This window comes from Nocardia carnea (genome assembly GCF_029868855.1).
Classification (GTDB): domain Bacteria; phylum Actinomycetota; class Actinomycetes; order Mycobacteriales; family Mycobacteriaceae; genus Nocardia; species Nocardia carnea_A.
Map to the genome: position 1 here is coordinate 1 of NZ_JARWOV010000059.1, position 25,321 is coordinate 25,321.

Consider the following 25,321-nt stretch of genomic DNA (forward strand, 5'->3'; position numbering starts at 1 on the left):
TCACCGCCAGCCTCCACCTACCGGGCCTGCTGGTATCACCCGATACCGGCTCGGACAACTCGACCACCCTCACCACGGATTTCTCCCTCGGTTCCCCGCCCCAGCTCCCGCCGCAGCTGCACTCCTCCCCCGCGCTGCCGGGAGGTCAGAGGACGATGACGTTCTTCCCGCGCGTCGTACCTCGGTTGTGGTTTTGCGGGGGGGGGGGGGGGGGGGGGGGGGGCGCTGCGTCGGGGGGCCCCCCGGGCGATACCGGCGATATCGCGCACCTCGACTCGCTGATGGCACGAATTCGCGACCGCCACCACCGTCTCGATGTGCTCTTCGCGAACGCCGGAACCGCCGCCTTCCTACCCGCCACGGAGGTCACCGAGGCCGACTTCGACCGCGTGGTCGCCACCAACTTCAAGGGCGTTTTCTTCACCGTGCAGAAGGCGCTGCCGCTGATGCCGCAGAACAGCGCGATCGTGGTCACCTCGTCGTGGGCGGTCCACCGTGGTGTACCTGCCGCCGCCCTGTATTCGGCCACGAAGGCCGCGACCGGAAACCTCGCGCGCTCACTCGCGGCCGAACTTGCTCCGCGCCGGATCCGGGTCAACTCCGTCAGCCCGGGATATATCGAAACGCCGTCGTACACGGCCGAGGTCTCGGCGGCGGCACAAGCCGCGGCGGTTTCGACCGTCGCCGCCGGGCGGCTCGGCACCTCGGCGGATATCGCCGCCACCGTCGCCTTCCTCGCTTCCGACGAGGCCTCGTATCTCAACGGCCAGGACCTCGTGGTCGACGGCGGTTTGATCGCCGCCGTCCCCGGCACGATGGTCTGACCGATCGTGGCCGGAATCCTGATGTGGCGAGAGTGATCACCACAGCGAAGGTCAGCCCGCCGCAATATCCTCCACGTGCGCCGCGAGTTCGTGCCGAAGCTCCCCGTCCCCGCGGGAAAGGATTTCCGCGGCGGTGTACGGATCACAACGCCCGGAGGCGACGGCAGCGGCGAGGGAGTCGAGGGCCGGATGGGATCGCAGGCGTGTGTATACCAGTGACAGGATCTGCGATCGGGCCCGGGCGGCCCGCCGGTCGGCGGTATCGGCACGGTGGTGCGCGGCGATGGCCGCGACCAGTTCCGGTATCCCGGTACCGTCCGCGGCGACCGCGGTGAGAATGGGCACGGCGGATTCGGCACGCAGTTCGCGGACCGTCTGCTCGGCACCGGGTCGGTCGGCCTTGTTCACCACCAGCAGATCGGCGACCTCGAGCAGACCAGCTTTCGCCGCCTGTACCGCATCGCCGGCGCCCGGAGTGAGGACCACGACGGTGGGATCGGCCACCGCCGCGATCTCGATCTCGGATTGACCGACCCCCACCGATTCGATGACCACCAGATCGTAGGCCAGCGCGGCCAGCAACCGGATGGCCGCCGGCACCGCCGCCGACAGACCACCCAGATGGCCGCGCGTGGCCATCGAGCGGATCAGCACCTGCGGATCGTCGATATGGGCGGCCATCCGGATCCGGTCGCCGAGCAGGGCGCCGCCGCTGTACGGGGAGGACGGATCCACGGCCAGTACGGCAACCCGCAGTTCCTGCGTTCGATAGGCCGTGACCACCGCGGCGATGGTGGTGGATTTCCCGGCACCGGGCGGACCGGTGAACCCGACCACCCGGATCGTCCCGGGCTCCAGCAGCCCCAGTACCTCGTCGCGCCGCTCCCCTTCGAGCAGCGTCAGCAGCCGGCCCGCCGCGCGTACCGATCCGCCACGCGCGGCGGCGATCAATTCCGCCGGATCCTTGATCCCGACTCCGGTAACGCCGGGTTCGGGATCCACTCGGCCTGGGTTCTTCACTTCTCCGCTCCTCCACGTTGCTCCGCCGCAGCTTCACGTCGCTGCACCCACAGCGTCACGGCGCCGCCTCGGACGGTGCGGTTCGGGGCCGCTGCGGTCTCGGTTGTTCGGTCCTCCGCCGCATCCCCCGCACCGCTGCCCGGAAACCGAAACGGTCCCGGACCACGAAGGCCGATCGATTCGGGGACAGAGCGAGGCCTGCCGCAGTGTCAGCGCACCCTGTCCGCGGCGGCCGGCGCGAGGCCGATTCGGCAGCCACGAACGTCGGCCGTTCGGCGGCACACGAGGCCGATCCGGTCCCAGCCGCCCATTCGCGTTGTCGCGACGGAAAACAAGCGGGGCGCCGTGCCGGCGGGGTGCGGCGGTCGCCGGTCCGGGACCGAGCCGGTGTGATGCGAGGCCGCGGTATTACGGTATGGGCTCGCGGCGCCGTGATCCGGGGCCGGAACGTCACGGAGCGGCGACCTCGAGGACTGTCGCCGAACCCATGCCGCCACCGGCGCACATCGCGACGATCGCGAGTCCACCACCGCGGCGGCGCAATTCGTGGACGGTCGTGACGATCATCCGCGCGCCCGTGGCGGCCACCGGATGCCCCAGCGAGCAGCCGCTGCCGTTCACATTCACCAGGTCGGGGTTCAGGTCCAGGGCGCGGACCGCCGCGATGGGCACCGACGCGAAGGCCTCGTTGATCTCGAAGAGTTTGACTTCGCTCAGCGAGATTCCGGCTTTCTGCGCGGCTTTGGTGATCGCTTCGATCGGGGCGAGGCCGGTATCGGCGGGGTCGACGCCCACCGAGGCCCAGGACCGGATGGTGGCCAGGGCCGGCAGGCCCAGTTCGTCGCTGGCGACGGTGAGCAGTGCGGCACCGTCGTTGGCACCGGCCGCGTTGCCCGCGGTGATCGAGAACCCTTCGATTTCGGGATGCAGGACCTTCAACGAGGCCAGTTTCTCCATGGTGGTGGAGCGGCGTGGATGCTCGTCCACGGCGAACTGCCCGAACGGGGTGTCGATCGGCACGACCTCGTCGTCGAACCGGCCCTCGTCGATCGCCGCGACAGCGTTGCGGTGCGAACGCAACGCCCAGGCGTCCAACTCCTCGCGGGTGATGCCGGATTTCACCGCGGCGTTCCAGCCCACGGTGATCGACATATCGAGATTCGGCGCGTCGGGGCGGTCCGGATGCGAGGGGGAAGTCCACGGATCCACCCATTCGTCCGGACCCACCCGGAAGCGCGCCCTGGGCCCGGTGGAATCGGCGTTGACCCCACCCGCCAGCACCAACCGGTCCATTCCGGCCCGGATACCTGCCGCCGCGGTCTGCACGGCCGCCATCCCGGCCGCGCAGTGCCGGTTGTGCGCCAGGCCCGGTACTCCGGTGAGCCCGGCGGTGACGGCGGCGTGACGGGCGATCACACCGCCGCCGTAGCGGCCTTCGCCGAGGATCAGGTCGTCGACGGGAGCATCGGTTTCCAGCTGTTTTGTCGTCGCTTCGACCACGTGATGGGCGAGGTCGAAGGCGGTGGTTTCGCGCAGGGTTCCCTTCACGGCGGTACCGATCGGGGTACGCAGCGCGGATACGATCACGGCTTCGGGCATCAGTTCACTCCAGTTTCCGCCACGTCGACGATCTTGCCGATATACATGAGAATAGTATTCTCTCAATCTGAGAGCGATAATCGCAAGAGAGGGTAGTGCTATGCAGATCCAGGGAAGTTCGGCGATTGTCGTCGGCGGTACGGGCGGGCTCGGCGAGGCGACGGTCCGGCGACTGCACGCCGCCGGTGCCAAGGTGGTGGTCGCCGATGTAGCCGACGACAAAGGCAAGGAACTCGCCGGCGAGCTCGGTATCCGGTACGTGCACACCGATGCCACCAGCGAGGAGTCTGTGCAGGCAGCCGTCGACGAAGCGAAATCACTCGGCCCGCTGCGTATTTCCGTCGACACCCACGGCGGCCCCGCCAGCGGTGGGCGACTGGTGGGCAAGGACGGCTCACCCCTGGCACTCGACGGATTCCGCACCACGATCGAGTTCTATCTGACCGCGGTCTTCAACGTCATGCGGCTGTCCGCCGCGGCGATCGCCGAATCCGAGCCCACCGAGGAAGGTTCGCGCGGTGTCATCGTGAACACCGCCTCCGTCGCCGGCTACGAGGGCCAGATCGGCCAGCTCCCCTACTCGGCCGCCAAAGGCGGCGTCATCGGGATGACCCTGGTCGCGGCCCGCGACCTGTCACCGCTGGGCATCCGGGTGGTCACCATCGCCCCGGGTACGTTCAACACCCCCGCCTACGGCAAAGCCGCCGAACAGCTGGAACAGTACTGGTCGCCACAGATCCCGTTCCCCAAGCGCATGGGCCGCTCGCCGGAGTACGGGCAGCTGGTGCAGTCGATCGTGGAGAACGACTACCTCAACGGCGAGGTCATCCGCCTCGACGGCGCGCTGCGGTTCCCACCGAAGTGAGTGCCCCACAGCCGGGCCCCGGCAGCACCGCCCGCAGCACCGATCCGCTCGAAGATCAGACCGACAGCCCGCTGACGGGCAAGGTCGCGTTCGTCGCCGGGGCGAGCCGCGGCATAGGCGCCGCGATTGCCGAGACGCTGGCGCAGCAGGGCGCGGCCGTCGCCGTGGCCGCCAGGTCGGAGGAGGCCGGGCGGGTCGCCGGAACGATCCACGAGGTGGCCACGCGGATCCACACCGCCGGCGGGCGGGCGCTCGCGGTGCCCTGCGATGTCACCCGCGAGGATTCGATACGCGAGGCAGTATCCGCGACCGTCACCGAGTTCGGTGGTATCGACATTCTCGTCGCGAATGCCGGCGTGCTGTGGCTGGGCCCGGTGGAGAGTACTCCGCTCAAACGCTGGCAGTTGTGCCTGGATGTGAATCTCACCGGAGTCTTCTTGGTGACCCGCGAGGTGATCCCGCATATCCGTGCCCGCGGCGGCGGCTCGCTCATCGCGGTCACCACCACGGGCGTCGACATGATCGACCGCGGCGCCAATGCCTACTGGGTGTCCAAGGCCGCGGTGGAACGCCTATACCTGGGGTTGGCCGCCGATTTGCGACCGGACAATATCGCGGTGAACTGCCTCAGCCCATCCCGCGTCGTACTCACCGAGGGGTGGCGGGCCGCCGGCGGCAGCGATATCCCGGCCGAGATGGTGGAACCGCCCGACACGATGGGACGGGCCGCTGCCCTGCTGGCCGCGCAGGACGCCGCCGGAATCACCGGCACGGTCCAACGCTCGGAGTCGCTGCTCGCCATACAGTGACCGGACCGACTATATTCGCGGGCCGGCGATGATTCCGGCGTCGGCGCCACGGCCTCGGGGACCAGCCGGAACCTCGGATACGGCTGGTGCCCGCAGGCAGCTGTGCCCATATGCTCGACATAGGGATCGGCACGAAACCGCGTCGGATATCGAGGCATAAACCATCAGCACCGGCATCGACACGACCCCCGCACCGCATGGCCGCGCACTACCGAGAGAACGGCCCGCCTACCGAAATGTGCCGGTCGGACGGGCAGGCCGGTCAGGCGCCCGGTCGGTCACTGCGGGCGTATCGCGACCGCGTCCACTTCGAATTGCATCGCCGGTAGCGCGAGCGCGGCAACTCCCAGCAAGGTCTGAACCGGCGGCTTGCCACCCCAGAGCTCGGCGATCTTCCGACCCAGAACTGCGAGTTTGTCCAGATCGTGGCCCACGATGAAGGTGCGTAATACAGCCACATCGGCGTACCCGAGCCCTACCGCGGCAAGGGCCTTCCCCAGGTTGACGAATGCTGCCTCGACCTGCGTGGCGAAATCGTCGCTCGTGGGCTGCCCGTCGGCGCCGGAATCGTATTGGCCGGCGACGAAGACCAGTTCACCCCGCGTGCGTGCGAGATGGCTGTATCCGAACGGCACCGGGTCGTGCAGTTCCGGCGGGTTGATGATGTCGATCGCCATGGAGTGGTGCTCCGTTCCTGTCGATGATCAGTACATCGAATCGACGAAACGGTCGCCGGCACTGTGACATGGGCGCGACAGCTTATTTCTTCCCCGAGGTGAGCCGGGTGATCGTGGTGTGGAAATCGTCGGTCTGGAACGACTGGTACTCCGCGGTGAGCGCGTAGTCCAAGGAGGTGAGTACGGCCTTTTCCAGCTGCATGTTCAGTACCCGCTTGGTGGCCTCGACAGCCTGGCGGGGCATTTCCGCGATCCGTTTCGCGCAGGCCAGCGCCTCGGCCATCGGATCGGCGACGACGTGATTGGCCAGGCCCATCTCCCGGGCGCGTTCGGCGGAGATCCGGGCGCCGGTGAGCGCGTATTCCTTCGCCAGCAACAGACTGGTGTGCAGCGGCCAGGTCAGCGGACCTCCGTCGGCGGCGACGAGCCCCACCTGCACGTGCGGATCGGCGAGATAGGCGCTTTCGGCCATGTAGACGATATCGCTGAGCGAGACGAGGCTGCACCCCAGGCCGACGGCGGGACCGTTGACCGCGGTGACCACCGGCACCCGGCAGCGCGCCATACCGAGGACGATATCGCGGCCGTGCGCGATGGTCTTCTCGCGTAGCCCCGTATCGCGGCCGAGCTCTTCCAGATAGGCGAAATCACCGCCGGCCGAGAACGCCTTACCGGCGCCGGTGAGCACCACGGCCCGTACCCCGGGATCCTCGGACAGTCGCGGCCACAGCCGGGCGAGCCCGGTGTGCAGGGCGTCGTTCACGGCGTTGAGCGCGTCCGGCCGGGCGAGGGTGACGATACGCAGCGAGCCGTCGGCCCGGACGTCGATTTCCGAGGGCATATCGTACATTTCAGACTCCCAATCCGAGGATGCGCGAGGCGATGATGTTCTTCTGGATCTGCGAGGTCCCACCCATCACGCTCTGTGCGCGGCTGTACAGGTAGGAACCGAACATTTCCTGGTCACCGGTTCCGGCGACGGCGAGGGCGGCATGCCCGACCGATTGATCGACCCAGGTCATGAGCAGTTTGTCCAATGATCCCTGCGGTCCGTGGGTGACGCCGTCGAGTTGTTCGGACAGTCGCCGCCGCACATGCAGCCGCAGCATCTCGGCCTGCACCGCGGCCCAGGCGAGTTCTTCCGGCGGGGTCCCTTCCACTCTGGATTCCAGCTGCCGCACCAGTTTTCCGTACCGCGCGGCATAGCCCAGCGTGGCCGGTTCGCGTTCGTGCCCGACCACGGTCATCGCGAGTTTCCAGCCTTCGCCGGGCGCGCCCACCATCTGGTCGGCCGGCACCCGCGCGCCGTCGAAATGCACCTGCCCGAACTCGGTGATCACTCCGCTCATCATTTCCAGTGGGCGCTGCTGCACGCCCGGCTGTTTCATCGAGACGATGAACGCCGAAATACCTTTGTGCCGAGGGACGTCCGAGTCGGTGCGCGCCAGCAGCAGACACCAGTCGGCGACATCGGAATAGCTGGTCCAGATCTTGTGACCATGGATGACGTACTCATCGCCTTCCCGGGTGGCGGCGGTGGTGAGCGAGGCCAGATCCGATCCGGCGCCCGGTTCACTGAAGCCCTGGCACCAGCGCTGGCTGCCGTCGATCATGCCGGGCAGGAACCGGCGGCACAGCTCGGGGCTCGCGTGCCGGCCCAGCCCTTGGATCAGATAGCCCAGGCTCGGCCGGGGCGGTGCGCCGGCAATGGCCAGCTCCTCGTCCAGGATCACGTCGTAGACCGGTGGCAGATCCTGTCCGCCGTACTCGCGCGGCCAGGACAATCCGAAGAAACCGGCCCGGTACAGCTCGGAATGCCATTCGCCCTGCCGGGCCCAGTATTCGTCGCCGGAGGTGGGGTACTTGCCCGCGACACCGGCGAGCCAATCACGTAGGCGCTGCCGGAACGCTGCTTCTTCCGGGGAATCACGATAGTCCAAGACCGGCCTCCTCCAGGCGTACGGGAAACAGTTCGGTGGACACCAGGGCCCGCCGCAGATAGACGTGGGCCAGGCACTCCCAGGTGTTGCCGATTCCGCCGTGCACCTGGATGGCGGTTTCGCAGACCGTGCGGGCGGCGCGGGCGGCGTAGATCTTGGCGATCCGGGCCGCGCGCAGCGCCTCGGCCGGGTCCAGTTCGTCGACGGCCCAGGCGGCATGCCACAGCACGCTGATCGACCCTTCGATCAGGGCCTCGCTTTCGGCGAGTAGATGCGCCACCGCTTGATAGGAGCCGATCGAATTACCGTATTGTTCGCGCATCTTCGCGTACTCCACCGCGAGCCGCTGCGCACCGCGTGCCGTGCCGACCAGATCGGCGCAGGTGACGGTGAGCGCCAGGGCCCGCCAGCGGTCGCGGTGGGCGTCGGAGATATCCCCGCGCGCCTCCCACGGGCCGACGGCGGCCGCGATACCGCGCGTGAGGTCGGCGCCGGGACGGGAGTCACCGACCGACCCCGCGAGCAGCCGGCCCTCCTCCAGTTTCAGCACCCGGTCGCTGCCGCGGGCGTCGATCGCGTTCCCCTCCACCGCGATCGTCCACCGCGACGTATCACCATCGGACCGGCCGTGCAGGTCATCGGCGAGCACCGGCCCCAGCAGCGCGACATCCACCAGCCCGCGCCCGAATTCCTCGGCGACAAGAGCCACCTCGACCCCGGAGGCGCCGTCGGATCGCAGGTCCCGGAACCCGGTCGCCGCCACCGCCTCCTCGAGCCGGGCCCGGCGTTTCTCGTCGGCCAGGTCCAGGACAGACCCGGGCCCCAGTTCATCGGCCAGTTTCGCGGCCGCGTCCCGGAGTTGGCGCTGTTCACTCGTCAGCCGGACGTCCATAACGCTCCTTCAGCACTCGCCGCAGCACCTTGCCGGACGGCAGGCGCGGGATTTCGGCCACGAACAGCACCTGCCGTAACCGCTTGTATCCGGCCAGCCGCTGTTCGACCGTGGCCATCAGCTCTTCGGCCGTCACCGGCGCGGCGGTCGCGACCGCGGCCACGATCGCCTCTCCGTTCGCGCCGTCGGGTATTCCGAACACCGCGCAGTCGGCGACCGCGTCGTGGCCGTGCAGTACCGTTTCGATCTCCGCGGGAGCCACCTGGAAACCGCGGACCTTGATCATTTCCTTGGACCGGTCGGTGAGTCGCAACCAGCCGCCGGCATCCAGGTTCCCGACATCACCGGTGCGGTACCAGCCGTCGTCGAAGGCGGCCGCGGTCGCGGATTCGGGCAGATATCCGGCCATCACCGACGCCGAGCGCAGCTGGATCTCGCCGTCCTCGCCCGGTGCGACCGGTCGACCGTCCTCCAGCGAGACCACTCGCACCTCGACCCCGGGCACGGCCTTGCCCACGCTGTCCAGCCGGGGGTCGTCGAGCGGACTGCACGCGATCACCGGTAGCTCGCTGGCCCCGTAGGCGGGGAGCCAGGTGACGCCGGTGCGGCGGGTCACGGTTTCGGCGACGCTGGCCGTCACCGGCGTCGCACCCCACATGATGTAGCGCAGCGAGGACAGGTCGTAGGACTCGAGATCCGGATACTGCGCCATGGCCAGCGCGATCGGCGCGACCGCCATTTCGATGGTGATCCGGTCGGATTCGATATGCGCGAGCACCTTCTGCAGGTCGAACCGGCGATGCAAGCGCACCCAGCAACCGGTTTCGAGGGCGGTCACGATATTGAGGATGCCGAGGATATGCGAGGGCGGGGTCGCGACCTGGATGCGGTCGGCGGGGCCCAGTCCGAGGGCGTCCTGCCAGTGCCGCACCGCCGCCGCGAAGGACCCGTGCGTATGCCGCACCGCCTTGGGTAATCCGGTGGTGCCCGAACTGAATACGAGGACGGCGTCGGCCGCGGGTTCGGGGGTGGTGAAGGTGCGCGTGACGGCGGGTAGTGGCGCGTCCAGCGATACCATCTCGGTGAGACCGGCCAGTACAGGGTGATCGCCGACAGCATGCCGGGCGCCGGTGATCTCCAGCGCGTGCGCGACCTCGGTTTCCTTCCAGGCCGGGCTCAGCAGTACCACCGCGGCCCCCAGCCGCCAGATCGCCAGTACCGCGGTCACGAATTCGGGCCGATTGGACGACATCAACGCCACCCGCTCACCGGACCGGACGCCGCACGCCGCCAGCGCCTCGGCGAGGCCGTCGGCCATGGCGTCCAGTTGGTTGCGGGTGTACTGGTTCTCCTCGAACGCGAGCACGGTGCGCTCCGCCGACTCCGCCGGCGGAGCGCCCTGGGGCACGCCCTCGGGCACGGTGGACCCGGGAGTTCCCGCGGGCACTGTGGCCTCACTCATCTGCGGCCCCCGATCCGATAGACCTTCATCGCTGTTCCTATCCGAATTTGAGAATACTATTCTCGCCTGGATAGAATCTTAATACCAGAAGGAGGCGACCATGGCGAGACCACCGTTGTTCCGGCGCGCGAAGGTGATCCGGATCGTCGAGGAAACACCCGATACCCGCACCTTCGTGCTGGAACCGGAAGACGGGCCGTTCTCCTATCAGGCCGGGCAGTTCTGCACCTTCAAGGTCACCGTCGACGGCAAACCGCTGTTCCGGTCGTATTCCATGTCCAGCGCCCCCGAAACCGATACCGAGTTCATGACCACGGTCAAGCGGGTCCCGGGCGGGGCGGTGTCGAACTGGATGCACGACAACCTCAGCGAGGGCGACGAGGTCGAATTGACCTTGCCCACCGGCCGGTTCTGCCTGCGCGAAGGCGATGTGCCGGTACTCGGCTTCTCCGGCGGCAGCGGAATCACTCCGATCATCTCGCTGGCCAAGAGCACCCTGGCATCCACCGACCGCAAGGTCCGGCTACTGTGCGCCGACCGCGACCGCCCCTCGGCCATCTTCGAGGCCGCGCTGAAAGAACTGGTGGCGAAGTATCCCGAGCGGTTGACCGTCGTCCGGCACCGCGACGACGAACACGGCTACGTGGACGCCGCGAAGGTCCGGGAATTCGTCGGCGACGATATCGCCGGCGATGCCTATATCTGCGGCCCCGAACCGTTCATGGAGCTGGTCGAGAACGCGCTGCCCGGCCCGGGCCGGATCTTCTCGGAACGCTTCGGCGCCGCCGCCCCGGCGAAACCCGCCCCGGCCGCTGAAACCCCTGGTGCACAGTCCGGTTCGACACCGGCCGCCCCGTCGCCCGCCCCCGCGGCCACCGACGAAGGCACGGTGACCATCTTCATCAACCGGAAGAAGAAATCCGTTCCCCGCCGCGACGGCGAAACCCTGCTGGAAAGCGCCCGCCGGGCGGGTCTGACTCCCCCGTTCTCCTGCGAATCCGGTAACTGCGCCACCTGCATGGCCAGACTCACCGAGGGCAAGGCCACGATGCGGGTCAACGACGCCCTCACCGACGACGACCTGGAAGAGGGCTATATCCTCACCTGCCAGGCCGTGCCCGATACCCCGTCGGTGACGGTCCGCTACGAGTAACCGGCGACCTCGCCGCGCGTTTTCACTTCGGCGCCTCCCCCGCGAAACCGGAGGCCCAGAACCGGCCGCGCAGGGAAAGATCGCGCAGCATCGTGGTGACCTCTTCCGGGGTCATGGGCGGGGTTTCGGGTTCCAGCCACCACTGCAGCACGCCGATCTGCTCACCGGCCCAGGCGCGGGCCAGCAGCGGGATATCGACATTCGGAGTCACCCCCTGCGCCTCCGCCCGGGCCGCGAATACCATTGCGGCCGTCTCGGATTGAACGTCGGTGAACCGGCGCAGCGCGCGGCCGTCGCCCTCACCGCGCAGGATCACCCGGTAAGTGTCGCGCTCCTCGGCGGCGTGGCGGAACATCTCCAGGATCGGTTTCCCGGTGAAGCCGACCGACGAGGTGGAGACCAGGGGGCGTTGCCGTTCCTGTAGTTCGGCGATCAGGTCGGTGACGATGTGCTCGAGCAGATCGTCCTTGTCGGTGTAGTGCGTGTAGAAGGTGGCGCGGCCGAGATCGGCGCGCGCGGTGATGTCCTCGACGGTGACACTCGCGTACCCACGTTCGAGGATCAACGAGATCAGCGCATCACGCAGCGCCCGCCGGCTGCGCCGGACACGGCGGTCTTCGGGTGGCATATGTCCCCCTTTCCGTACGGAGCCGTCCGGCCCCGAGCATATCCCTCATTGACACTCCGGCCGTAATTAGACATTCTGTCCAATTACAGGCACCACGTCGGTATGGAGTTTCTATGAACCTGGGCGGTTATCTCACCCGCAGCGCCACCTTCTGGCCCGATCGGGAGGCTCTGGTCTGCGGCACGGCACGCTGGACCTACCGCGAACTGGAGCAGGAATCCAACCGGCTGGCCTCGGCACTGCTCGGCCGGGGGCTCGCCCCCGGCACGGCCGTCGGCACTTTCGCGGCGAACTCCGGCGAACTGGTCGTAACCGAAATGGCTTTGTCCAAAGGCGGTTTCGTACGGGTTCCGGTGAATGCCCGGCTCGGTGGCGACGAACTCGCGCATATCCTGCGCGATGCCGCGGTCCGGGTGCTGTTCGTCGATCCCGCGCATGCCGAGACGGCGGCCGCCGCCATCGCCCGGGCCGGGGTCGACTGTGCCCTGGTCGACTACACCGGCAGCGTCGCGGAGGCACTGCGATACCGGGAGGTCCTCGCGGCAGGCTCGGGTGACGCGGTCGCCGTGGATGTGGACCCCGACGATCCGGCGGTGCTGAACTACACCTCGGGTTCGACCGGAAAGCTCAAGGCGGCGGTACAGACGCACGGCAACCGGCTGGCCAATATGCGCAAACGGCTGATGAGCCCCTCCGGTGCCACCGAGACCGACGACCGGTATCTGGCTCCCGGCCCCATCACGCACGCGTCCGGGATGATGCTGCTGGCGGTGCTGGCGCGCGGCGCGGCGGTGGTGATCCTGCCGGCCTTCGATACCGAGAAGTTCCTGCGCACCGTCGAATCGGAGCGCATCACCACGACCTTCATGGTCCCGACCATGCTGAACATGCTGCTGGACCACCCGGTGATCGCCGAGGTGGATCTGTCCACTCTGCGGGTGGTCGGTATCGGCGGCGCCCCGGTGTCTCCGCAGCGATTGCGCGACGCCGTGCGGGTATTCGGGCCGGTCGTCATCCAAGGCTACGGGCTCGGCGAGACCACCAGCGGGATCACCGTGCTGACCGCCGAGGATGTGGTGCGCGGTATCGAATCCGATCCCGAACTGCTGATGTCGTGCGGGCGACCGGTCTTCGATACGGAGGTGCGTGTTGTCGACGATGCGGGCAACGCGCTGCCGACCGGGGAGATCGGCGAGATCGTGGCACGCGGACCGGACTGTGTGCGCGAGTACTGGCACGAACCCGAACTGTCCGCGGAAACCTTCCGCGACGGCTGGGTACATACCGGCGACGTCGGCTATTTCCGGGCCGACGGCTATCTGTTCATCGTCGACCGCAAGAAGGACATGATCATCTCCGGCGGTTTCAACATCTACTGCAGCGAGGTGGAGGCCGCGCTGTACGAACATCCCGGGGTCGCCGAGGTATGCGTGGTCGGTGTACCCGACGAGCAGTGGGGTGAGGCGGTCAAGGCCGTGGTGGTCCCCCGGCCGGGCGCGGCCCCGACGGAACAGGAACTGATCGACCACTGCGCGGCCCGGCTGGCCCGGATGAAGAAGCCGCGGTCGGTGGATTTCGTCGCGCAGCTACCGGTGAACCGCAACGGCAAGATCGACCGCCGCCTCGTCCGCGAGGGCTATTGGACCGCCGCCGGCCGGCTCGTCAACTGAGAGGGAACCCGATATGACCTTCACCCTCACCCCGGACTACGCGGACAACCCGCGCCTGGCGGATCTCGTCGGGCGGCTGCGCGAGTACCTGGACGGCGAACTCGCCGAATACGAGGCCGGGCTCGGCCTCACCCGCGAATCCCGGTACGGCCGGGAGATCTTGGAGCCGGTATGGCAGCGCAGCCGGGAACTCGGGTTCTACGGTATCCATCTACCGGCCGAATACGGCGGGCAGGGACTGACCTATACCGAACTCGCCGCGCTGAAGGAGGAAATCGGCGCCTCGCCCCGGCTGTTCTCGAGTTCGGTGCTCGGCGATATGGGCGGACCGCTGCGTATCGGCGCCATCTTCGACTACGCCACCCAGTACCAGCTGGAGAAGTATCTGCTGCCGGTGCTGCGCGGCGAGCGGGCCTGCTGTTTCTCGCTCACCGAGAACGATGCGGGTTCGGATGTGCGCGGAATGCTGACCACCGCCACCCCCGAGGGCGACGGCTGGCGGTTGAACGGTCACAAAGTCTTCTCCAGCGCCGGCCCGTTCGCGGACTTCTCCATTCTCGTAGCCCGGATGACGGACTCGGACGGCGTACCGGCCGAAAGCTATTCGGCGTTCCTGGTCGATCTGGACGCGCCGGGTTGTACGGTCGCCGAGGGACAGACTCCGATGTCCGGCGAACATATCGAGGCCGATATCGTGCTCGACGACTGCTATATCGGGCCCGAACAATTGCTGGGCGAAATCGGCCAGGGTCTGCGGATCGGGCTGGGCCGGGTCACCGTCAACCGGCTGCTGCACTGCCCGACCGCGATCGGCGGCGCCCGCCGCGCCCTGCAACTCTCGGTCGACTACGCCAGGACCCGTCAGGTCAACGGTGCCCCGCTGGGAATGTTGCAGTCCATCCAGCACCGGCTCGCCGATATGGCCGCCGACTATTACGCCGCCCGGTCGATGACCTACGACGCGCTCGCCGCGCTGGATTCCGGCGCCCGGCCGCGGACCGAAGCGTTCCTGTGCAAACTCTTCGTCGCCGAGAAGGCTTTCGCGATCGCCGATCACGCGGTCCAGATCCACGGCAAGGCCGGTGTGGTGCGCGGCGGCGAGGTGGAGGGACTTTTCCAGAAGTTGCGGATGTTCCGGATTCTCACCGGCTCCTCGGAGATCCAGCGCAACGGAATCGCGCGCGAGCTACTGCTTTCATGACCACGGCACCCGATATCGAGCTCGACCGGGAACCGGACTACCGGTTCACCCTCGCCAACGAACGCACCTTTCTGGCCTGGATCCGCACCGCGCTCGGCCTGGTGGCCGGTGGCATCGTGGTCGGTCAGTTGTATGCGGCCGGATCCGAGCCGGTCACGCAGCAGGTGATAGGCGCGGTCTGTGCGGTACTGGCCTGCCTGATCGCGGTCGGCGCGTTCCGGCAGTGGCGGCGGGTGCAGCAGGCCATGCGCCGGGACGCCCCGCTGCCCCGGCCGCCGCTGGTGCTCGCGACCGTCGCCGGTGTCTGTGTGGCAGCACTGCTCTCGGTGGCATTGCTCGCCCTGTGACCACGACTCCCGGACTGCAACCCGAACGCACGGCATTGGCCTGGCGGCGCACCCTGCTGGCCGCCACCGTGGTTGTCGTTCTGCTCGTCCGGTCCGTCGTGGTCGCGCCCTCGCCGGCGGCGCCGGCCGGGTTGTGTGCCGGCTGTGTCCTCCTGGCCGCCATCGCCGTCACCGCCCGCCTGCGGCGCAGGCGTTACCTGCGCGACCCGGCCGACCCTCGGCCGGTCCCGGTGCCGGCGGCCGCGGTGATCTGCGCCGCGATCTGCCTCACCGCCTGCGCCGTACTCCCGCCCCTCGCTCGAGCCGGTCCGCCCGCTCTCCCGCCCGAACAGGAGATCTCGATGACCCGAACCGTCGACCCGCGCGATATGACCTGGACGCGCGGATTCCTCGACCCCGCCCACGTCCGTCAGCACGCCACCACCATCCGCGAGATGAGCCCCACCCGCCGGGTCTGGCGGGGCACCGGAACCGCGCGGCAGCTGCCCGCGGCCCCGGCCGATCTCGCCGAGCTACCGGTCCGCTGGACGTGGGACCGCACGGTACCGCTGCGGCAGGCGCTGGCCGAATCCGATACCGACGCACTCGTGGTCGTCCACCGCGGCCGCCTGGTGCACGAGCAGTACCTACACGGATACCTTCCGCACGAACCACATCTGAACGCCTCGCTGACCAAGTCCTATATCGGGCTACTGGCCGCCCTCGTCGAGGATCAGGGCCTGATCCGGCGGGACGAGCCCGCCGCGACCTACGTTCCGGAACTGGCCGGGACCGGGCTCGGTGCGGCCACTGTCCAGCAGCTGCTGCATATGACCACCCACGTGGATTTCGGTGGCCGGCCCTACGATCGCGTGCTCGAGGCGCACCGCTTCTGGGCGGTGGTCTCCCCCGGGTTGCGCCCGGCCGGCTACACCGGCCCCACCACGATCCTCGACCATCTGACCACCAGCCGCGCGACCGGACCGTTCGACGCCGAATTCCGGTATGACAACGCAAATACCGAGGTGATCGCCGAGATATTGCGCCGGGTGACGGGACTGCCGATCGCCGACCTGCTCGGCGAACTGGTCTGGTCGCGGATCGGCGCTGCCGAGGACGCCTACTTCGTCGTGGATTCCGCCGGTGCCGAAATGGCCTGTGGCGGTTTCGCCGCCACGGCTCTCGACGGTGCCCGGATGGGCGAAATGCTGCGCTGCGAGGGCACGGTGGCGGGTCGGCAGGTGGTTCCGGCGGCGGTCGCCCGCTCGATCACCGCGGTTCCGGAGGGGCCGACGCGGAAGGTCCGGTTGCCGCGCGACCCCGTCGACGCCCCGCCCCGGCTCGGCTACCACGATTTCTGGTGGATCCTCGACGACGGGCACGGCTCGTACATGGCCAGCGGGATCCACGGCCAGCGGCTCTACGTCTCCCCCGGACAGGAACTGGTGATCGTCCACTACGGCGCGCATATCCTCTCGCCCGCCGTACCACCCCCGCCGCTGGTACTGCTCTTCGCCCAGATCGGCGCCGCCCTCTCCGCCGGCTGACGAGCGGATTCATCGACAAGGAACTGCAATGACGCACTCCCCCGGTTTCGCCGCGCCCGGCCAACGGGTCCGGCGGGGTAAGAACCTCGCCCTGCTCACCGCATCCTCCGCCATGGACAACGCCGAAGCCAATGTGACTTCTGTGCTGTTCCCGCTGATGCGGGAGGCGCTCGGCCTGTCCACCTCCGCCCTCGGCACGATCGTGGCCGTCGGGAAAGCGGTCGGCGTTTTCGCCGGTGTCCCGTGGATGATGCTCGCCAACCGGTACTCCCGGCGCACCGTGCTGGCGATCTGCGCGGGTTTCTGGGGGGTGTGGTCGATCGCGGCGGGCATGTCGGGAAGCTTCGCCCAGTTCGTGGTGCTCTACGGTATCGCCGCCGCCGGTTTCGCCGGTGCGGGACCGATCGCCCTGGCGATCCTGTCCGATATCTATCCCGACAGCCGGCGTGGGCGGGCGACCGGCGCACTGTACGGCGGCGTCGCGCTGATCACCGGGATCTCCGGCCCGGTCTTCGGGCAGCTGTCCGGATTCGCCGACGGCTGGCGCTACGGTTTCTATCTCTCCGGTGGGATCACGCTCGTCTTGGGTGTGCTGATCCTGGTGTCCCTGGACGATCCGGTATCGCGGTCCCGCCACGAGGTGGAGGAGGTACCGACACTCGACCGTATCGAGGACAAGGCCCGGAATCTGCGCGGTGCACTGCGCGAACTCTTCGCGATCCGGACCTACCGGTATCTCTTGGTCCAGCGGGTGTTCTCCGGGCAGAACATCATCATGAGTTTCGCGACGACCTTCATGGTCACCGAACGCGGCCTCAGCACCGCCACCGCCGCGGCGATCGTGCTGCCGTTCGCCCTCGGCTATATGGCCGGCACGTTCACCGGCGGCCGGATCAACGATCTGTGGCATCGGCACCGGCCGCGTACCGGGCGGGTCGCCATGTTGCAGGTCAGCCAGCTGGCCTTCGCCGCGGTCGCATTCGCCGCCATCCAGCCGGTCTGGGGCAATACCGCGATCTACGTGCTGTTGTTCACGGTGCTGGGTTTCCTCCAGGGGCAGGTCCCGGTCACCAACCGGCCGCTGATCATGGCGGTGGTTCCACCGCATCTGCGCGGGATGGCGTTCGCGGTCTCGGTTTCGACGGTCGAAGCCCTGGCCTACGCCGGTTACGCGCTGCTGGCCGGTTTCCTCGGTGATCTCATCGGGCTCCAGGCCACGCTGCTCCTGATCACCGTGGCGCTGACCACCGCGAACGGTGTGTGTTCCGCGGCGCTGTACCGGCCGTACGCGCACGACAGCGCGGTGATCACCGCACGGTGGCCGGAACCGCCCGCGGGATTGTCCAAGTCTGCGCCGGTGACTGCCGCGGACTGAGCGCGCGTACACCCGGCCGGACATTTGATATCTGCACCACCTCCGGCGCCACGGGACCGGGGCCCTCTGGACCCGGGTCCGCCCCCAGCTCCGCCGGTCCCGGACCCGGGTCGGGCACGGACCAACCGGTCCCGACCACTCGGAGAAGTGGCTGTCGGCGGCAGCGGTTGCCCGGCCCGGCGGTGACGGGCCGGACCGGGCAACCCGGTCAGGGTGAGACGATCGGGAAATCCCGGTTCGGGGCGTCCAGCAGTTCTTTCAACTGCGCGAGCACCGCCGGGTCGCCGGTGACGCGGATATCTCCGGCCCGGACGGCCGCGGCGAAATCCCCGCCGCCCAGCAGAACCCGCAGCAGTGTCGCTCTGGTCAGGTCGAACGAGGTATCGGGTCCGGGACCGGAAAATCCGGGCGGCAGGTCGTAGTGGACGAGCACACCGTTGCGTAGTTCTGTCCGGTGCGTGCGGTGCTCGTCGCGGATACGCCAGTCCGCGATCATCCGCCGGTTCCAGGCGCGCGGCCCGTCGACCCGGACGGCGAGTGCGTCGAAGACCATCTCGACCGGCAACGCCGCACTCAGTCCCGCGTTGTCGGAACTGGTCGGGGTGCCGAACGACCCGTTACGCAGTTCGGTCGCGCCGGAGAGGTAGAAGTTGCGCCAGGTGGCGTTCTCCGAACCGTACCCGAGCTGCTCGAAAGCGCTGGCCTGCACCTGTTTCGCCGCCGTATTCGCCGGATCGGCGAAGATCACGTAGTTCACCAGCTGCACCACCCAGCGGTAGTCACCGTCGCGGTAGGCGGCGCGCGCCTTGTCCAGTACCGCGTCCGCGCCGCCCATCGCGTCCACGTGCCGGGTGGCCGATTCGACCGGCGGATGCTCCCACAGATGTGCCGGGTTACCGTCGAACCAGCCCATATAGCGCTGGTAGATACCCTTCACGTTATGGCTCAGTGAGCCGTAATAGCCGCGGCTGTGCCATGCCTTGCGCAACGCCGGCGGCAATTGCAGCATTTCCGCGATCTCACTGCCCACATAACCCTGGTTGATCAGCCGCAGTGTCTGGTCGTGCAGGTATGCGTACAGATCCCGCTGCAGGGCGAGATATTCGACGATGCGATCTTTTCCCCAGGTCGGCCAATGGTGCGAGGCGAAGGCCACCTCGGCGGAATCACCGAACAGATTGATGGCCTCGGTGAGGTACACCGACCACATCCGCGGGTCCCGGACCTGCGCGCCGCGCAGCGTGATCAGATTGTGCATGGTGTGGCAGGCGTTCTCGGCCATACACAGTGCGCGGTGGTCCGGGAAGTAGAAATTCATCTCGGCCGGCGCCTCGGTACCCGGGGTCATGTGGAAGACGATCCGCACACCGTCGACGATCTCCTCCTGCCCGGTGCGGGTGATATCGAGGGTGGGTGGGATCAGGCCGATGGAACCGGTCGACGTGGTCTGCCCCAGACCCGAGCCGATCTGCCCCCGCGGTCCGCGCGCCAGCGCCGCGCCGTACATATATCCGGCGCGACGGCTCATCGCCGGGCCCGCGTAGACGTTCTCGGCGACCGCGTGCTCGAGGAATCCGGCGGGCGCCAGCACCGGGCAGCGGCCCGCCCGCACCTCCTCGAGGCTCGTCACACCGAGCGCGCCACCGAAGTGGTCGACATGGGCATGGGTGTAGATCAGTCCGGTGACCGGCCGATCACCCCGGTGTTCCCGGTACAGCGCCAGCGCGGCCGCCGCCGTTTCCCGGGAGATCAGCGGGTCGATCACCACGACACCGGTCCGGCCCTCCACCAGCGTCATATTCGACAGGTCCAGGCCGCGCACCTGATAGATCCCCGGAACCACTTCGTAGAGTCCCTGCCGGGCGACCAGCCCGGACTGCCGCCACAGGCTCGGATGTACCGAGGGCGGGCAGGGTTCCCGGAGGAAGGCATAGGAGTCGTTGTCCCAGACGACATCGCCGTCCTTCCCGCGCACCACACCCGGTTCGAGCGCCCCGAGGAAGCCGCGGTCGGCGTCGGCGAAATCCGCGGTATCCGACATCGGCAGCGTTTCGGCCGCCCGCCGCTGCTGTTCGAGGATATGACCGCTGGGTTCGGTGACCTCGGCGTACGTGCTGTCGTCGGACCCGGCGGAATCGCAACCGGTCACCGTCGCACCCACCGCGGTCACCGCCAGCGCGGCCGCCCCTATTCCGAAAACTCCGCGCCGCGAGAACTTCCGGCCGTCTCCGGTATTCGCTTCGGCATCGCCGATTCCCATGCCACCACTCTCTGTCATCGTTGACACCACCTACTCGCTGGAAAACACATTCGGCGACGCGAACGGAAATATCCACGGCGGTCGAAACCCTATCGCCCGGTTGTTCCGGACCGGATAACCGCCGAAACGGCTACGTCGCGATCGGGCCCTCGAAGCCCGCGCCGAGCCAGGATTACCGCGCGTACTGCCACCGCCCCGAATCCTGCCGCGAACAGCAGCCGGACCATTCGACGGGCCGCAGCGGCGAACTGCCCGTACGCCGTTGGACCGGACGACGACTGTCGGGGGATTTCTCGTCACTTCTTTCGCCGAATACCTCCCGGAAAGGAGTTCTGACGAAAAGAGGATTCCGTGTCGGCTGTCACATAGCAATATTTCGTGCGCACTATGCGAAAAGAAGTATTCGAAAATAATGTGCATTGTGCTCACCCGGAACGGTGCGCAGTATTGTGCACGGGTGGTCAGCGCACGATTCCCGGCGGTCCGGGCCGGTACGCAGGTTCTGCTGTTGCAGGTTCTCGTCCTCGCGCTGGCCTTCTTCGTCACCGTAGCGATCTGGGCGCTGCGCAGCGATACCCGGCTGCGCGACAGTTACGGGCGCCAGGCGCTGGCCGTCGCCCAGGCCCTCGCCGCCGAACCCGCGGTCCGGGAGCAGACCACCCGGCTCTCGGCGCAACCGCCGCCACAGACCGGTGGCATCGCCGCGGACTCGGCCGGATCCATCCAGCGCACCGTCGCCGACACCCAGCAGCGAACCGGCGCGAACTCCATCGTCGTCACCGATTCCCGCGGGGCAGTCCTGGCCGGCCCGGGCCTTCCGACCGGCCGGATCTCGGTCGGCGGGCAGCCGCACAGCGGCCACGCGACGGACGACGAATACGGTACCGGCCACGACTCCGCGTGGGCGCGGGTGCCGATCCTGGCGTTCGGCACCGACCGGGTCGCGGGGACGGTGGAGGTTCGGGTAGCCACCGAACCCGCCGCCGCCCGGCTCGCCACCGATCTGCGCAATGCCGTGCCGGTTATCGGCGGCGGACTGGTGCTCGGCGTTCTGGGTGCACTCCTGCTGGCCCGCCGGTGGCGCGGACTCACTCTCGGACTCGAACCCGCCGAACTGGCGGAGCTGGTGCGCGGCCAGGCCGCGATCCTGCACGGTATCGGCGAGGGCGTGGTCGCCGTCGATTCCGATTGGCGTACCACCTTCGTCAACGAGCAGGCTGCCCGATTGCTCGGTATCGCGCCGGACCCCGGCCGCCCGGTCACCGAGATCGGCCTGACACCGCGGGTGCTGGACCTGTTCCGCACCTTGGCGCCCGACCCGACCGTGGCCACCGTGCACGACCGGGTCGTGGTGGTCGCCGCCCGCCCGGTCCGGCACGACGGCCGCGATCTGGGCGCGGTGCTGATCGTGCACGATCGCACCGATGTGGAATCGCTGGCCCGCCGGCTCGACGCGGTGCAGTCCATGAGCATCGTCCTGCGCGCCCAGCGGCACGAGTTCGCCAATACGCTGCATCTGATCAGCGGCCTGCTGCACCGGGACCGTATCGACGAGGCCACCCGCCGTATCGACGGTGTCCTGGGATCGGGCCCGCTGGGCGCCGCCGCGCCGGGAATCGACGCCATCGGCGACCCGTACCTGCAAGCGTTCCTCGCAGCCAAGGCCGCCCATGCCCGGGAGCGCGGGGCCGAACTGGTCCTCGGCCCGCATACTGAGGTCGACGGCGATCTCATCGACCCCGTCGATGTCACGACGGTGCTCGGGAATCTTCTGGACAATGCCCTCGACGCGGTCGCCGGCGCCCCGGTGAAACGGGTGGAGGCCGAACTGGTGCAGGAGGGATCCGCGCTGTACATCGTGGTCACCGACAGCGGCCCCGGTATCGCCCCGGAACTCGTCGACAGCATTTTCACCGAAGGGATATCCACTCGCGACGGGTCCGCGGTCCCCGGCGGCCGCGGGGTCGGGCTGGCGCTGATCCGCCAGCTCGCCCGAGCCCGGGGCGGCGATGTCCTGCTGTCCAGTCCGGGCGGCGGTACCGCGGTCCTGTGCGGGGCCGAATTCGTCGCCCGTATTCCCGGCGTACTGAGGGTGAGGAAGGCGGAATGAGGACCGAGCCGCTGCGTGTGCTGATCGTCGAGGACGATTTCCGCATCGCCGACCTGCACGCCGAGATCGTGGAGTCGGTACCCGGTTTCACGGTGACCGCGACGGTGGCAACCATCGCGGCGGCACGGGCCCGCGATCCCGGCCCGGCCCTGGATCTCGCGCTGATCGATGTCTACCTACCGGATGGCAGCGGCATCGACCTCGTCCGCGAAATGAGATGCGACACCATGGTTCTCACCGCCGATTCCGACGGCGAAACCGTCCGCTCGGCGCTCGCCGCCGGCGCGCTCGGCTATTTCGTCAAACCCTTCCCGCCGACCGCCCTCAGTTCCCGGCTGACCGGGTACGCCCGCTATCGGCGGTTGCTGGCCGATCCGCAGGTCGACCACGCCCGGGTCGAGGCCGCTCTGGCCGCACTCCGCCCGGCGCCTACCCCCGGCGCGCCCGCACCGGTGACCTCACCGACGAAAGACCTCGTCCTGGAAGCGATCACGGGTTCCCACCGGCCGATGTCCGCCGGCGAGGTCGCCGACGCCATCGGCGTCTCGCGTCCCACGGCACAGCGCCACCTCACCGCCCTGGCCGGCGACGGCGTACTCCGGATGCGCCTGCGCTACGGCCAGGCGGGTCGCCCCGAACAGGAGTATTCACTGTCCCCGGAGCGGTGAGCAGTACTCAACCGGCCGCCTGCACCCGCCCCCACTGCACCAGCGCCCATGCCAGACAGCCGAACGCCACGCCGCTGGTCAGCACGCGGACGATATTCCACGTCACCCAGCGCGCTTCGTCGAATGCCGCGCGCACCGCCGCTGGATCGGCCATCTCCGCGGGGTCACCCGCCGCCTTCAGCGCATCGTTGAGCGGCAGGTGAACCGCGACGGTGATCACCACCGCCACCAGATACAGCACCGCCGCCGCGGCCGTCCAGATCAGCACCTGGCCCCGCCCCGAACCGAGTTGCAACAGCGCGGCGACCACCGCGAGCACAAGCGCACCCATGAAGGTCAGCAGGAACAGCGGGTTCACGATCGCACGGTCGATCGCCTGGAAAGAAGCGATGAACGTGCGGTCGTCGGTCGTCCGCAGCCCCGGCATGATCGCCAGCGCGTAGATTCCGAATACTCCGGCCATCAGTCCGGTTGCCAGTGTCGCCGCCATCAGAACGGTCGCACGCACAGTGTCGAGCATTACCTCACCTCGCCCGGTGTTGTCCCGGCTGCCTCGATCGAGACACGCACCGCCACGACCTGCGCGAGCGGACACCGATGACCTTACCGCCGCGCTGCCCGGGACACGGATCCGAATCGGAATCGCACCGGAGTCGGCGCATTACACGACACGACGGCACATCCCGCGAGGGCGAATCGGCCACCCCGGCCGGTACGCAGCGGGTCAGTTACCGGGTTCGACTTGCAAGATTCGGTCGTCGCCGGGGGCGGGATTCCCGCGACCGTCCGTGTTGTTGGTCAGCACCCACAGCGAGCCACGGGGTGTGAGGGTGACGTCGCGTAGCCGTCCGTACGCACCGACCAGGTGCTCGGTGGAGGTGGCGAGATCGTCGAGGGGGATCTGACGCAGTCGCTCACCCCGCAGGTTCGCCAGGTATACGACCCCGTTCCGGATCGCCATACCGCTGGGACTCGCGTCGGCTGGGCGCCACTGCTGCACGGGGTCGATGAATTCCGCCCGGCCGGCGATACCTTCCACCTCGGGCCAGCCGTAGTTGCCGCCCGGCTCGATCACGTTGAGCTCGTCCCAGGTGTCCTGCCCGAACTCGCTCGCGTACAGGGTGCCGTCCGCGGACCACGCGAGGCCCTGAGGGTTGCGGTGGCCGTAGCTGTAGACCGGCGAGCCGGGGAAAGGATTGTCCTCGGGTGCCCGCCCGTCCGGAGTCATCCGCAGGATCTTGCCGGTGGGTGCGTTACGGTCCTGCGCGCTGCCGCGATCCCCGGCATCGCCGACGGTGGCATACAGCATCCCGTCGGGACCGAAGGCGATCCGGCCGCCGTTGTGGAACCTGGCAGCCGGGATACCGGCCAGCAGCGTTTCCCCGGACCCGAGGCCCAGACCGCCGGGTACTCCGGTGAGTTCGAATCGTTCGAGACGGTTCTCGTCGCCTGCCGTGTAATAGGCGTAGAGGCTGCTGTCGCGCACGGCGATACCCAGCAGACCGCCCTCGCCCGCGGGCGCGGCGCCCGCTATCACCCCGACCTCCCGCGGGTTGCCGTCGGCGTCGAGTTCGAGAATGCGCGCTGAATCCCGTTCGCTCACGAGCGCGGTGTCCCCGTGGAACGCGACCGACCAGGGCGCGGCGAGATCGGTCGTGACGGTCGTAACCGTCCCGTCCGGCGAGGAAGGCGAGGCGGCCGGGGCGTCGGCCGATGTCGGTTCGGTCGGATCGGTGCCCGGGCCGGGCGTGCACGCGGCCACCACACCGGCGACCAGAATCGCGCCGGCGAGCCCGGTGAAACGCCGCCCCGTGACTCGTCTTCGCCCGGTCATCGCCACCCGCTCGCCCCGGCGGCGTGGCCCGATCGACTCGCCGCCAGTATTCCCACGGCGCACTCCGCCGTCTCGGCCGGATCCGATCTCGCCGCAACCGCCGCGCCGGTGTTCGCGCCGCATGTCCTGCCGCTGCCAGGAGCACCGACCGGCGTGACCGCGCCGGCCTGATCGCTCGATGTCATGGTTTCGAGGCTACGACCCCGGCACCGGCACCTGCCAGGTTCCGGGGATGCGCACTGTCCGCGCGCACCACAGCTGGCAAGCACCCCGGTCCGCAGCGGTGGGCCGGGCCCGCAGTGGCATTGCCCGGCAATGGGACGAGTCGGCTCCGCCGGACACCCGGACAGGGGGGGGGGGGGGGGTTGGGCCGCGCCCCCCCCGGGGGGGTGGTGGGGGGGGGCCCGCGCCCCCGGGCCCCGGGGGGCGGGCGTGCGGTAGCGCACCGAACCGTCACCGGC

The 25,321-nt window shown here is 68.6% G+C and carries 22 protein-coding genes; 11 read left to right on the forward strand and 11 right to left on the reverse strand.

Annotated elements, in window-relative coordinates; translation table 11 throughout:
- Positions 1 to 824 (forward strand): SDR family NAD(P)-dependent oxidoreductase (locus QH195_RS05020; protein ID WP_348537342.1); only part of this gene is annotated, 824 nt, incomplete at its 5' end.
- 51 nt (positions 825 to 875) lie between these two features.
- Here QH195_RS05020 and meaB read toward each other — a convergent pair.
- Together meaB and QH195_RS05030 are read right to left on the reverse strand one after the other, a co-directional pair.
- Positions 876 to 1,793 (reverse strand): methylmalonyl Co-A mutase-associated GTPase MeaB, encoded by a 918-nt coding sequence (meaB, locus tag QH195_RS05025; RefSeq protein ID WP_280434489.1) that lies wholly within the window; start codon positions 1,791 to 1,793, stop codon positions 876 to 878.
- A gap of 501 nt (positions 1,794 to 2,294) precedes the next feature.
- Positions 2,295 to 3,443 carry a thiolase family protein gene (locus QH195_RS05030; RefSeq protein ID WP_280434474.1) on the reverse strand — a complete coding sequence of 383 codons (1,149 nt, stop codon included), beginning with the start codon at positions 3,441 to 3,443 and terminating at the stop codon, positions 2,295 to 2,297.
- A gap of 100 nt (positions 3,444 to 3,543) precedes the next feature.
- Between QH195_RS05030 and QH195_RS05035 the strand changes: the two genes are divergently transcribed.
- Both QH195_RS05035 and QH195_RS05040 read left to right on the forward strand, forming a co-directional pair.
- Positions 3,544 to 4,308 carry an SDR family NAD(P)-dependent oxidoreductase gene (locus QH195_RS05035; RefSeq protein WP_280434475.1) on the forward strand — a complete coding sequence of 255 codons (765 nt, stop codon included), beginning with the start codon at positions 3,544 to 3,546 and terminating at the stop codon, positions 4,306 to 4,308.
- 71 nt (positions 4,309 to 4,379) lie between these two features.
- Positions 4,380 to 5,117, forward strand: a complete 738-nt coding sequence (locus QH195_RS05040) for an SDR family NAD(P)-dependent oxidoreductase (RefSeq protein WP_280434490.1) — start codon at positions 4,380 to 4,382, stop codon at positions 5,115 to 5,117.
- A gap of 278 nt (positions 5,118 to 5,395) precedes the next feature.
- Here QH195_RS05040 and QH195_RS05045 read toward each other — a convergent pair whose 3' ends face one another.
- The 5 genes from QH195_RS05045 to QH195_RS05065 all read right to left on the reverse strand — a co-directional run bounded on the left by QH195_RS05045 (position 5,396) and on the right by QH195_RS05065 (position 10,088).
- Positions 5,396 to 5,794, reverse strand: a complete 399-nt coding sequence (locus QH195_RS05045) for a RidA family protein (RefSeq protein ID WP_280426244.1) — start codon at positions 5,792 to 5,794, stop codon at positions 5,396 to 5,398.
- Between the two features lie 82 nt (positions 5,795 to 5,876).
- The gene (locus QH195_RS05050) at positions 5,877 to 6,644 is read right to left on the reverse strand and encodes an enoyl-CoA hydratase/isomerase family protein (RefSeq protein WP_280426243.1); all 768 of its coding nucleotides are present in this window, start codon (positions 6,642 to 6,644) and stop codon (positions 5,877 to 5,879) included.
- 1 nt (position 6,645) lies between these two features.
- A complete protein-coding gene (locus QH195_RS05055) occupies positions 6,646 to 7,734 on the reverse strand; it encodes an acyl-CoA dehydrogenase family protein (RefSeq protein WP_280434476.1) in 1,089 nt (362 codons plus the stop codon).
- Positions 7,721 to 8,626, reverse strand: coding sequence for an acyl-CoA dehydrogenase family protein (locus tag QH195_RS05060; protein WP_280426241.1), 906 nt, complete (start codon positions 8,624 to 8,626; stop codon positions 7,721 to 7,723). The genes QH195_RS05055 and QH195_RS05060 overlap by 14 nt, the downstream gene beginning before the upstream one ends.
- The gene (locus tag QH195_RS05065) at positions 8,604 to 10,088 is read right to left on the reverse strand and encodes a class I adenylate-forming enzyme family protein (RefSeq protein WP_280434477.1); all 1,485 of its coding nucleotides are present in this window, start codon (positions 10,086 to 10,088) and stop codon (positions 8,604 to 8,606) included. Before QH195_RS05065 ends, QH195_RS05060 begins: the two co-directional genes overlap by 23 nt.
- A gap of 100 nt (positions 10,089 to 10,188) precedes the next feature.
- On the opposite strand from QH195_RS05065, the gene QH195_RS05070 reads away from it, so the two are divergent.
- Entirely contained in the window at positions 10,189 to 11,241 is a 1,053-nt protein-coding gene (locus QH195_RS05070; RefSeq protein WP_280434478.1) for a ferredoxin--NADP reductase, read from the forward strand.
- 22 nt (positions 11,242 to 11,263) lie between these two features.
- On the opposite strand, the gene QH195_RS05075 is transcribed toward QH195_RS05070, so the two are convergent.
- Positions 11,264 to 11,869 (reverse strand): TetR/AcrR family transcriptional regulator, encoded by a 606-nt coding sequence (locus QH195_RS05075; protein WP_280434479.1) that lies wholly within the window; start codon positions 11,867 to 11,869, stop codon positions 11,264 to 11,266.
- Positions 11,870 to 11,982: 113 nt separating this feature from the next.
- Here QH195_RS05075 and QH195_RS05080 point away from each other — a divergent pair, with 113 nt between their 5' ends.
- Genes QH195_RS05080 through QH195_RS05100 form a run of 5 tightly spaced genes read left to right on the forward strand, consistent with a single transcriptional unit; the run spans position 11,983 to position 17,988 of the window.
- Positions 11,983 to 13,539, forward strand: a complete 1,557-nt coding sequence (locus QH195_RS05080) for an acyl-CoA synthetase (RefSeq protein WP_280434480.1) — start codon at positions 11,983 to 11,985, stop codon at positions 13,537 to 13,539.
- Between the two features lie 13 nt (positions 13,540 to 13,552).
- Complete coding sequence (locus tag QH195_RS05085; protein ID WP_280434481.1) at positions 13,553 to 14,740, forward strand: acyl-CoA dehydrogenase family protein; 1,188 nt, start codon at positions 13,553 to 13,555, stop codon at positions 14,738 to 14,740.
- Entirely contained in the window at positions 14,737 to 15,087 is a 351-nt protein-coding gene (locus tag QH195_RS05090; RefSeq protein WP_280434482.1) for a YidH family protein, read from the forward strand. Before QH195_RS05085 ends, QH195_RS05090 begins: the two co-directional genes overlap by 4 nt.
- Positions 15,084 to 16,613: a serine hydrolase domain-containing protein gene (locus QH195_RS05095; protein ID WP_280434483.1), complete on the forward strand. Its 1,530-nt coding sequence runs from the start codon at positions 15,084 to 15,086 to the stop codon at positions 16,611 to 16,613. Before QH195_RS05090 ends, QH195_RS05095 begins: the two co-directional genes overlap by 4 nt.
- Positions 16,614 to 16,641: 28 nt before the next feature.
- On the forward strand, positions 16,642 to 17,988 hold the full coding sequence (locus tag QH195_RS05100) for an MFS transporter (RefSeq protein ID WP_280434484.1): 1,347 nt from the start codon (positions 16,642 to 16,644) through the stop codon (positions 17,986 to 17,988).
- A gap of 208 nt (positions 17,989 to 18,196) precedes the next feature.
- On the opposite strand, the gene QH195_RS05105 is transcribed toward QH195_RS05100, so the two are convergent.
- Positions 18,197 to 20,029 (reverse strand): alkyl/aryl-sulfatase, encoded by a 1,833-nt coding sequence (locus QH195_RS05105; protein WP_280434491.1) that lies wholly within the window; start codon positions 20,027 to 20,029, stop codon positions 18,197 to 18,199.
- Positions 20,030 to 20,705: 676 nt separating this feature from the next.
- Here QH195_RS05105 and QH195_RS05110 point away from each other — a divergent pair.
- Together QH195_RS05110 and QH195_RS05115 are read left to right on the forward strand one after the other, a co-directional pair.
- Positions 20,706 to 22,358, forward strand: coding sequence for a sensor histidine kinase (locus QH195_RS05110; RefSeq protein WP_280434485.1), 1,653 nt, complete (start codon positions 20,706 to 20,708; stop codon positions 22,356 to 22,358).
- Positions 22,355 to 23,026, forward strand: coding sequence for a response regulator (locus QH195_RS05115; RefSeq protein ID WP_280434486.1), 672 nt, complete (start codon positions 22,355 to 22,357; stop codon positions 23,024 to 23,026). Before QH195_RS05110 ends, QH195_RS05115 begins: the two co-directional genes overlap by 4 nt.
- 7 nt (positions 23,027 to 23,033) lie before the next feature.
- Here the strand turns inward: QH195_RS05115 and QH195_RS05120 are convergent, their stop codons facing one another.
- Together QH195_RS05120 and QH195_RS05125 are read right to left on the reverse strand one after the other, a co-directional pair.
- Positions 23,034 to 23,546, reverse strand: coding sequence for a DUF1772 domain-containing protein (locus QH195_RS05120; protein ID WP_280426230.1), 513 nt, complete (start codon positions 23,544 to 23,546; stop codon positions 23,034 to 23,036).
- Between the two features lie 204 nt (positions 23,547 to 23,750).
- Positions 23,751 to 24,860, reverse strand: coding sequence for a PQQ-dependent sugar dehydrogenase (locus QH195_RS05125; RefSeq protein ID WP_280434487.1), 1,110 nt, complete (start codon positions 24,858 to 24,860; stop codon positions 23,751 to 23,753).
- Positions 24,861 to 25,321 lie beyond the last annotated feature (461 nt).

Bases quoted from the DNA above. Each gene is read 5' to 3' on its own strand.
- QH195_RS05030 (WP_280434474.1), bottom strand. From the start codon at position 3,443: ATGCCCGAAGCCGTGATCGTATCCGCGCTGCGTACCCCGATCGGTACC.
- QH195_RS05035 (WP_280434475.1), top strand. From the start codon at position 3,544: ATGCAGATCCAGGGAAGTTCGGCGATTGTCGTCGGCGGTACGGGCGGG.
- QH195_RS05045 (WP_280426244.1), bottom strand. From the start codon at position 5,794: ATGGCGATCGACATCATCAACCCGCCGGAACTGCACGACCCGGTGCCG.
- QH195_RS05050 (WP_280426243.1), bottom strand. From the start codon at position 6,644: ATGTACGATATGCCCTCGGAAATCGACGTCCGGGCCGACGGCTCGCTG.
- QH195_RS05060 (WP_280426241.1), bottom strand. From the start codon at position 8,626: ATGGACGTCCGGCTGACGAGTGAACAGCGCCAACTCCGGGACGCGGCC.
- QH195_RS05065 (WP_280434477.1), bottom strand. From the start codon at position 10,088: ATGAGTGAGGCCACAGTGCCCGCGGGAACTCCCGGGTCCACCGTGCCC.
- QH195_RS05070 (WP_280434478.1), top strand. From the start codon at position 10,189: ATGGCGAGACCACCGTTGTTCCGGCGCGCGAAGGTGATCCGGATCGTC.
- QH195_RS05075 (WP_280434479.1), bottom strand. From the start codon at position 11,869: ATGCCACCCGAAGACCGCCGTGTCCGGCGCAGCCGGCGGGCGCTGCGT.
- QH195_RS05080 (WP_280434480.1), top strand. From the start codon at position 11,983: ATGAACCTGGGCGGTTATCTCACCCGCAGCGCCACCTTCTGGCCCGAT.
- QH195_RS05085 (WP_280434481.1), top strand. From the start codon at position 13,553: ATGACCTTCACCCTCACCCCGGACTACGCGGACAACCCGCGCCTGGCG.
- QH195_RS05090 (WP_280434482.1), top strand. From the start codon at position 14,737: ATGACCACGGCACCCGATATCGAGCTCGACCGGGAACCGGACTACCGG.
- QH195_RS05100 (WP_280434484.1), top strand. From the start codon at position 16,642: ATGACGCACTCCCCCGGTTTCGCCGCGCCCGGCCAACGGGTCCGGCGG.
- QH195_RS05105 (WP_280434491.1), bottom strand. From the start codon at position 20,029: ATGTCGGATACCGCGGATTTCGCCGACGCCGACCGCGGCTTCCTCGGG.
- QH195_RS05115 (WP_280434486.1), top strand. From the start codon at position 22,355: ATGAGGACCGAGCCGCTGCGTGTGCTGATCGTCGAGGACGATTTCCGC.
- QH195_RS05120 (WP_280426230.1), bottom strand. From the start codon at position 23,546: ATGCTCGACACTGTGCGTGCGACCGTTCTGATGGCGGCGACACTGGCA.
- QH195_RS05125 (WP_280434487.1), bottom strand. From the start codon at position 24,860: ATGACCGGGCGAAGACGAGTCACGGGGCGGCGTTTCACCGGGCTCGCC.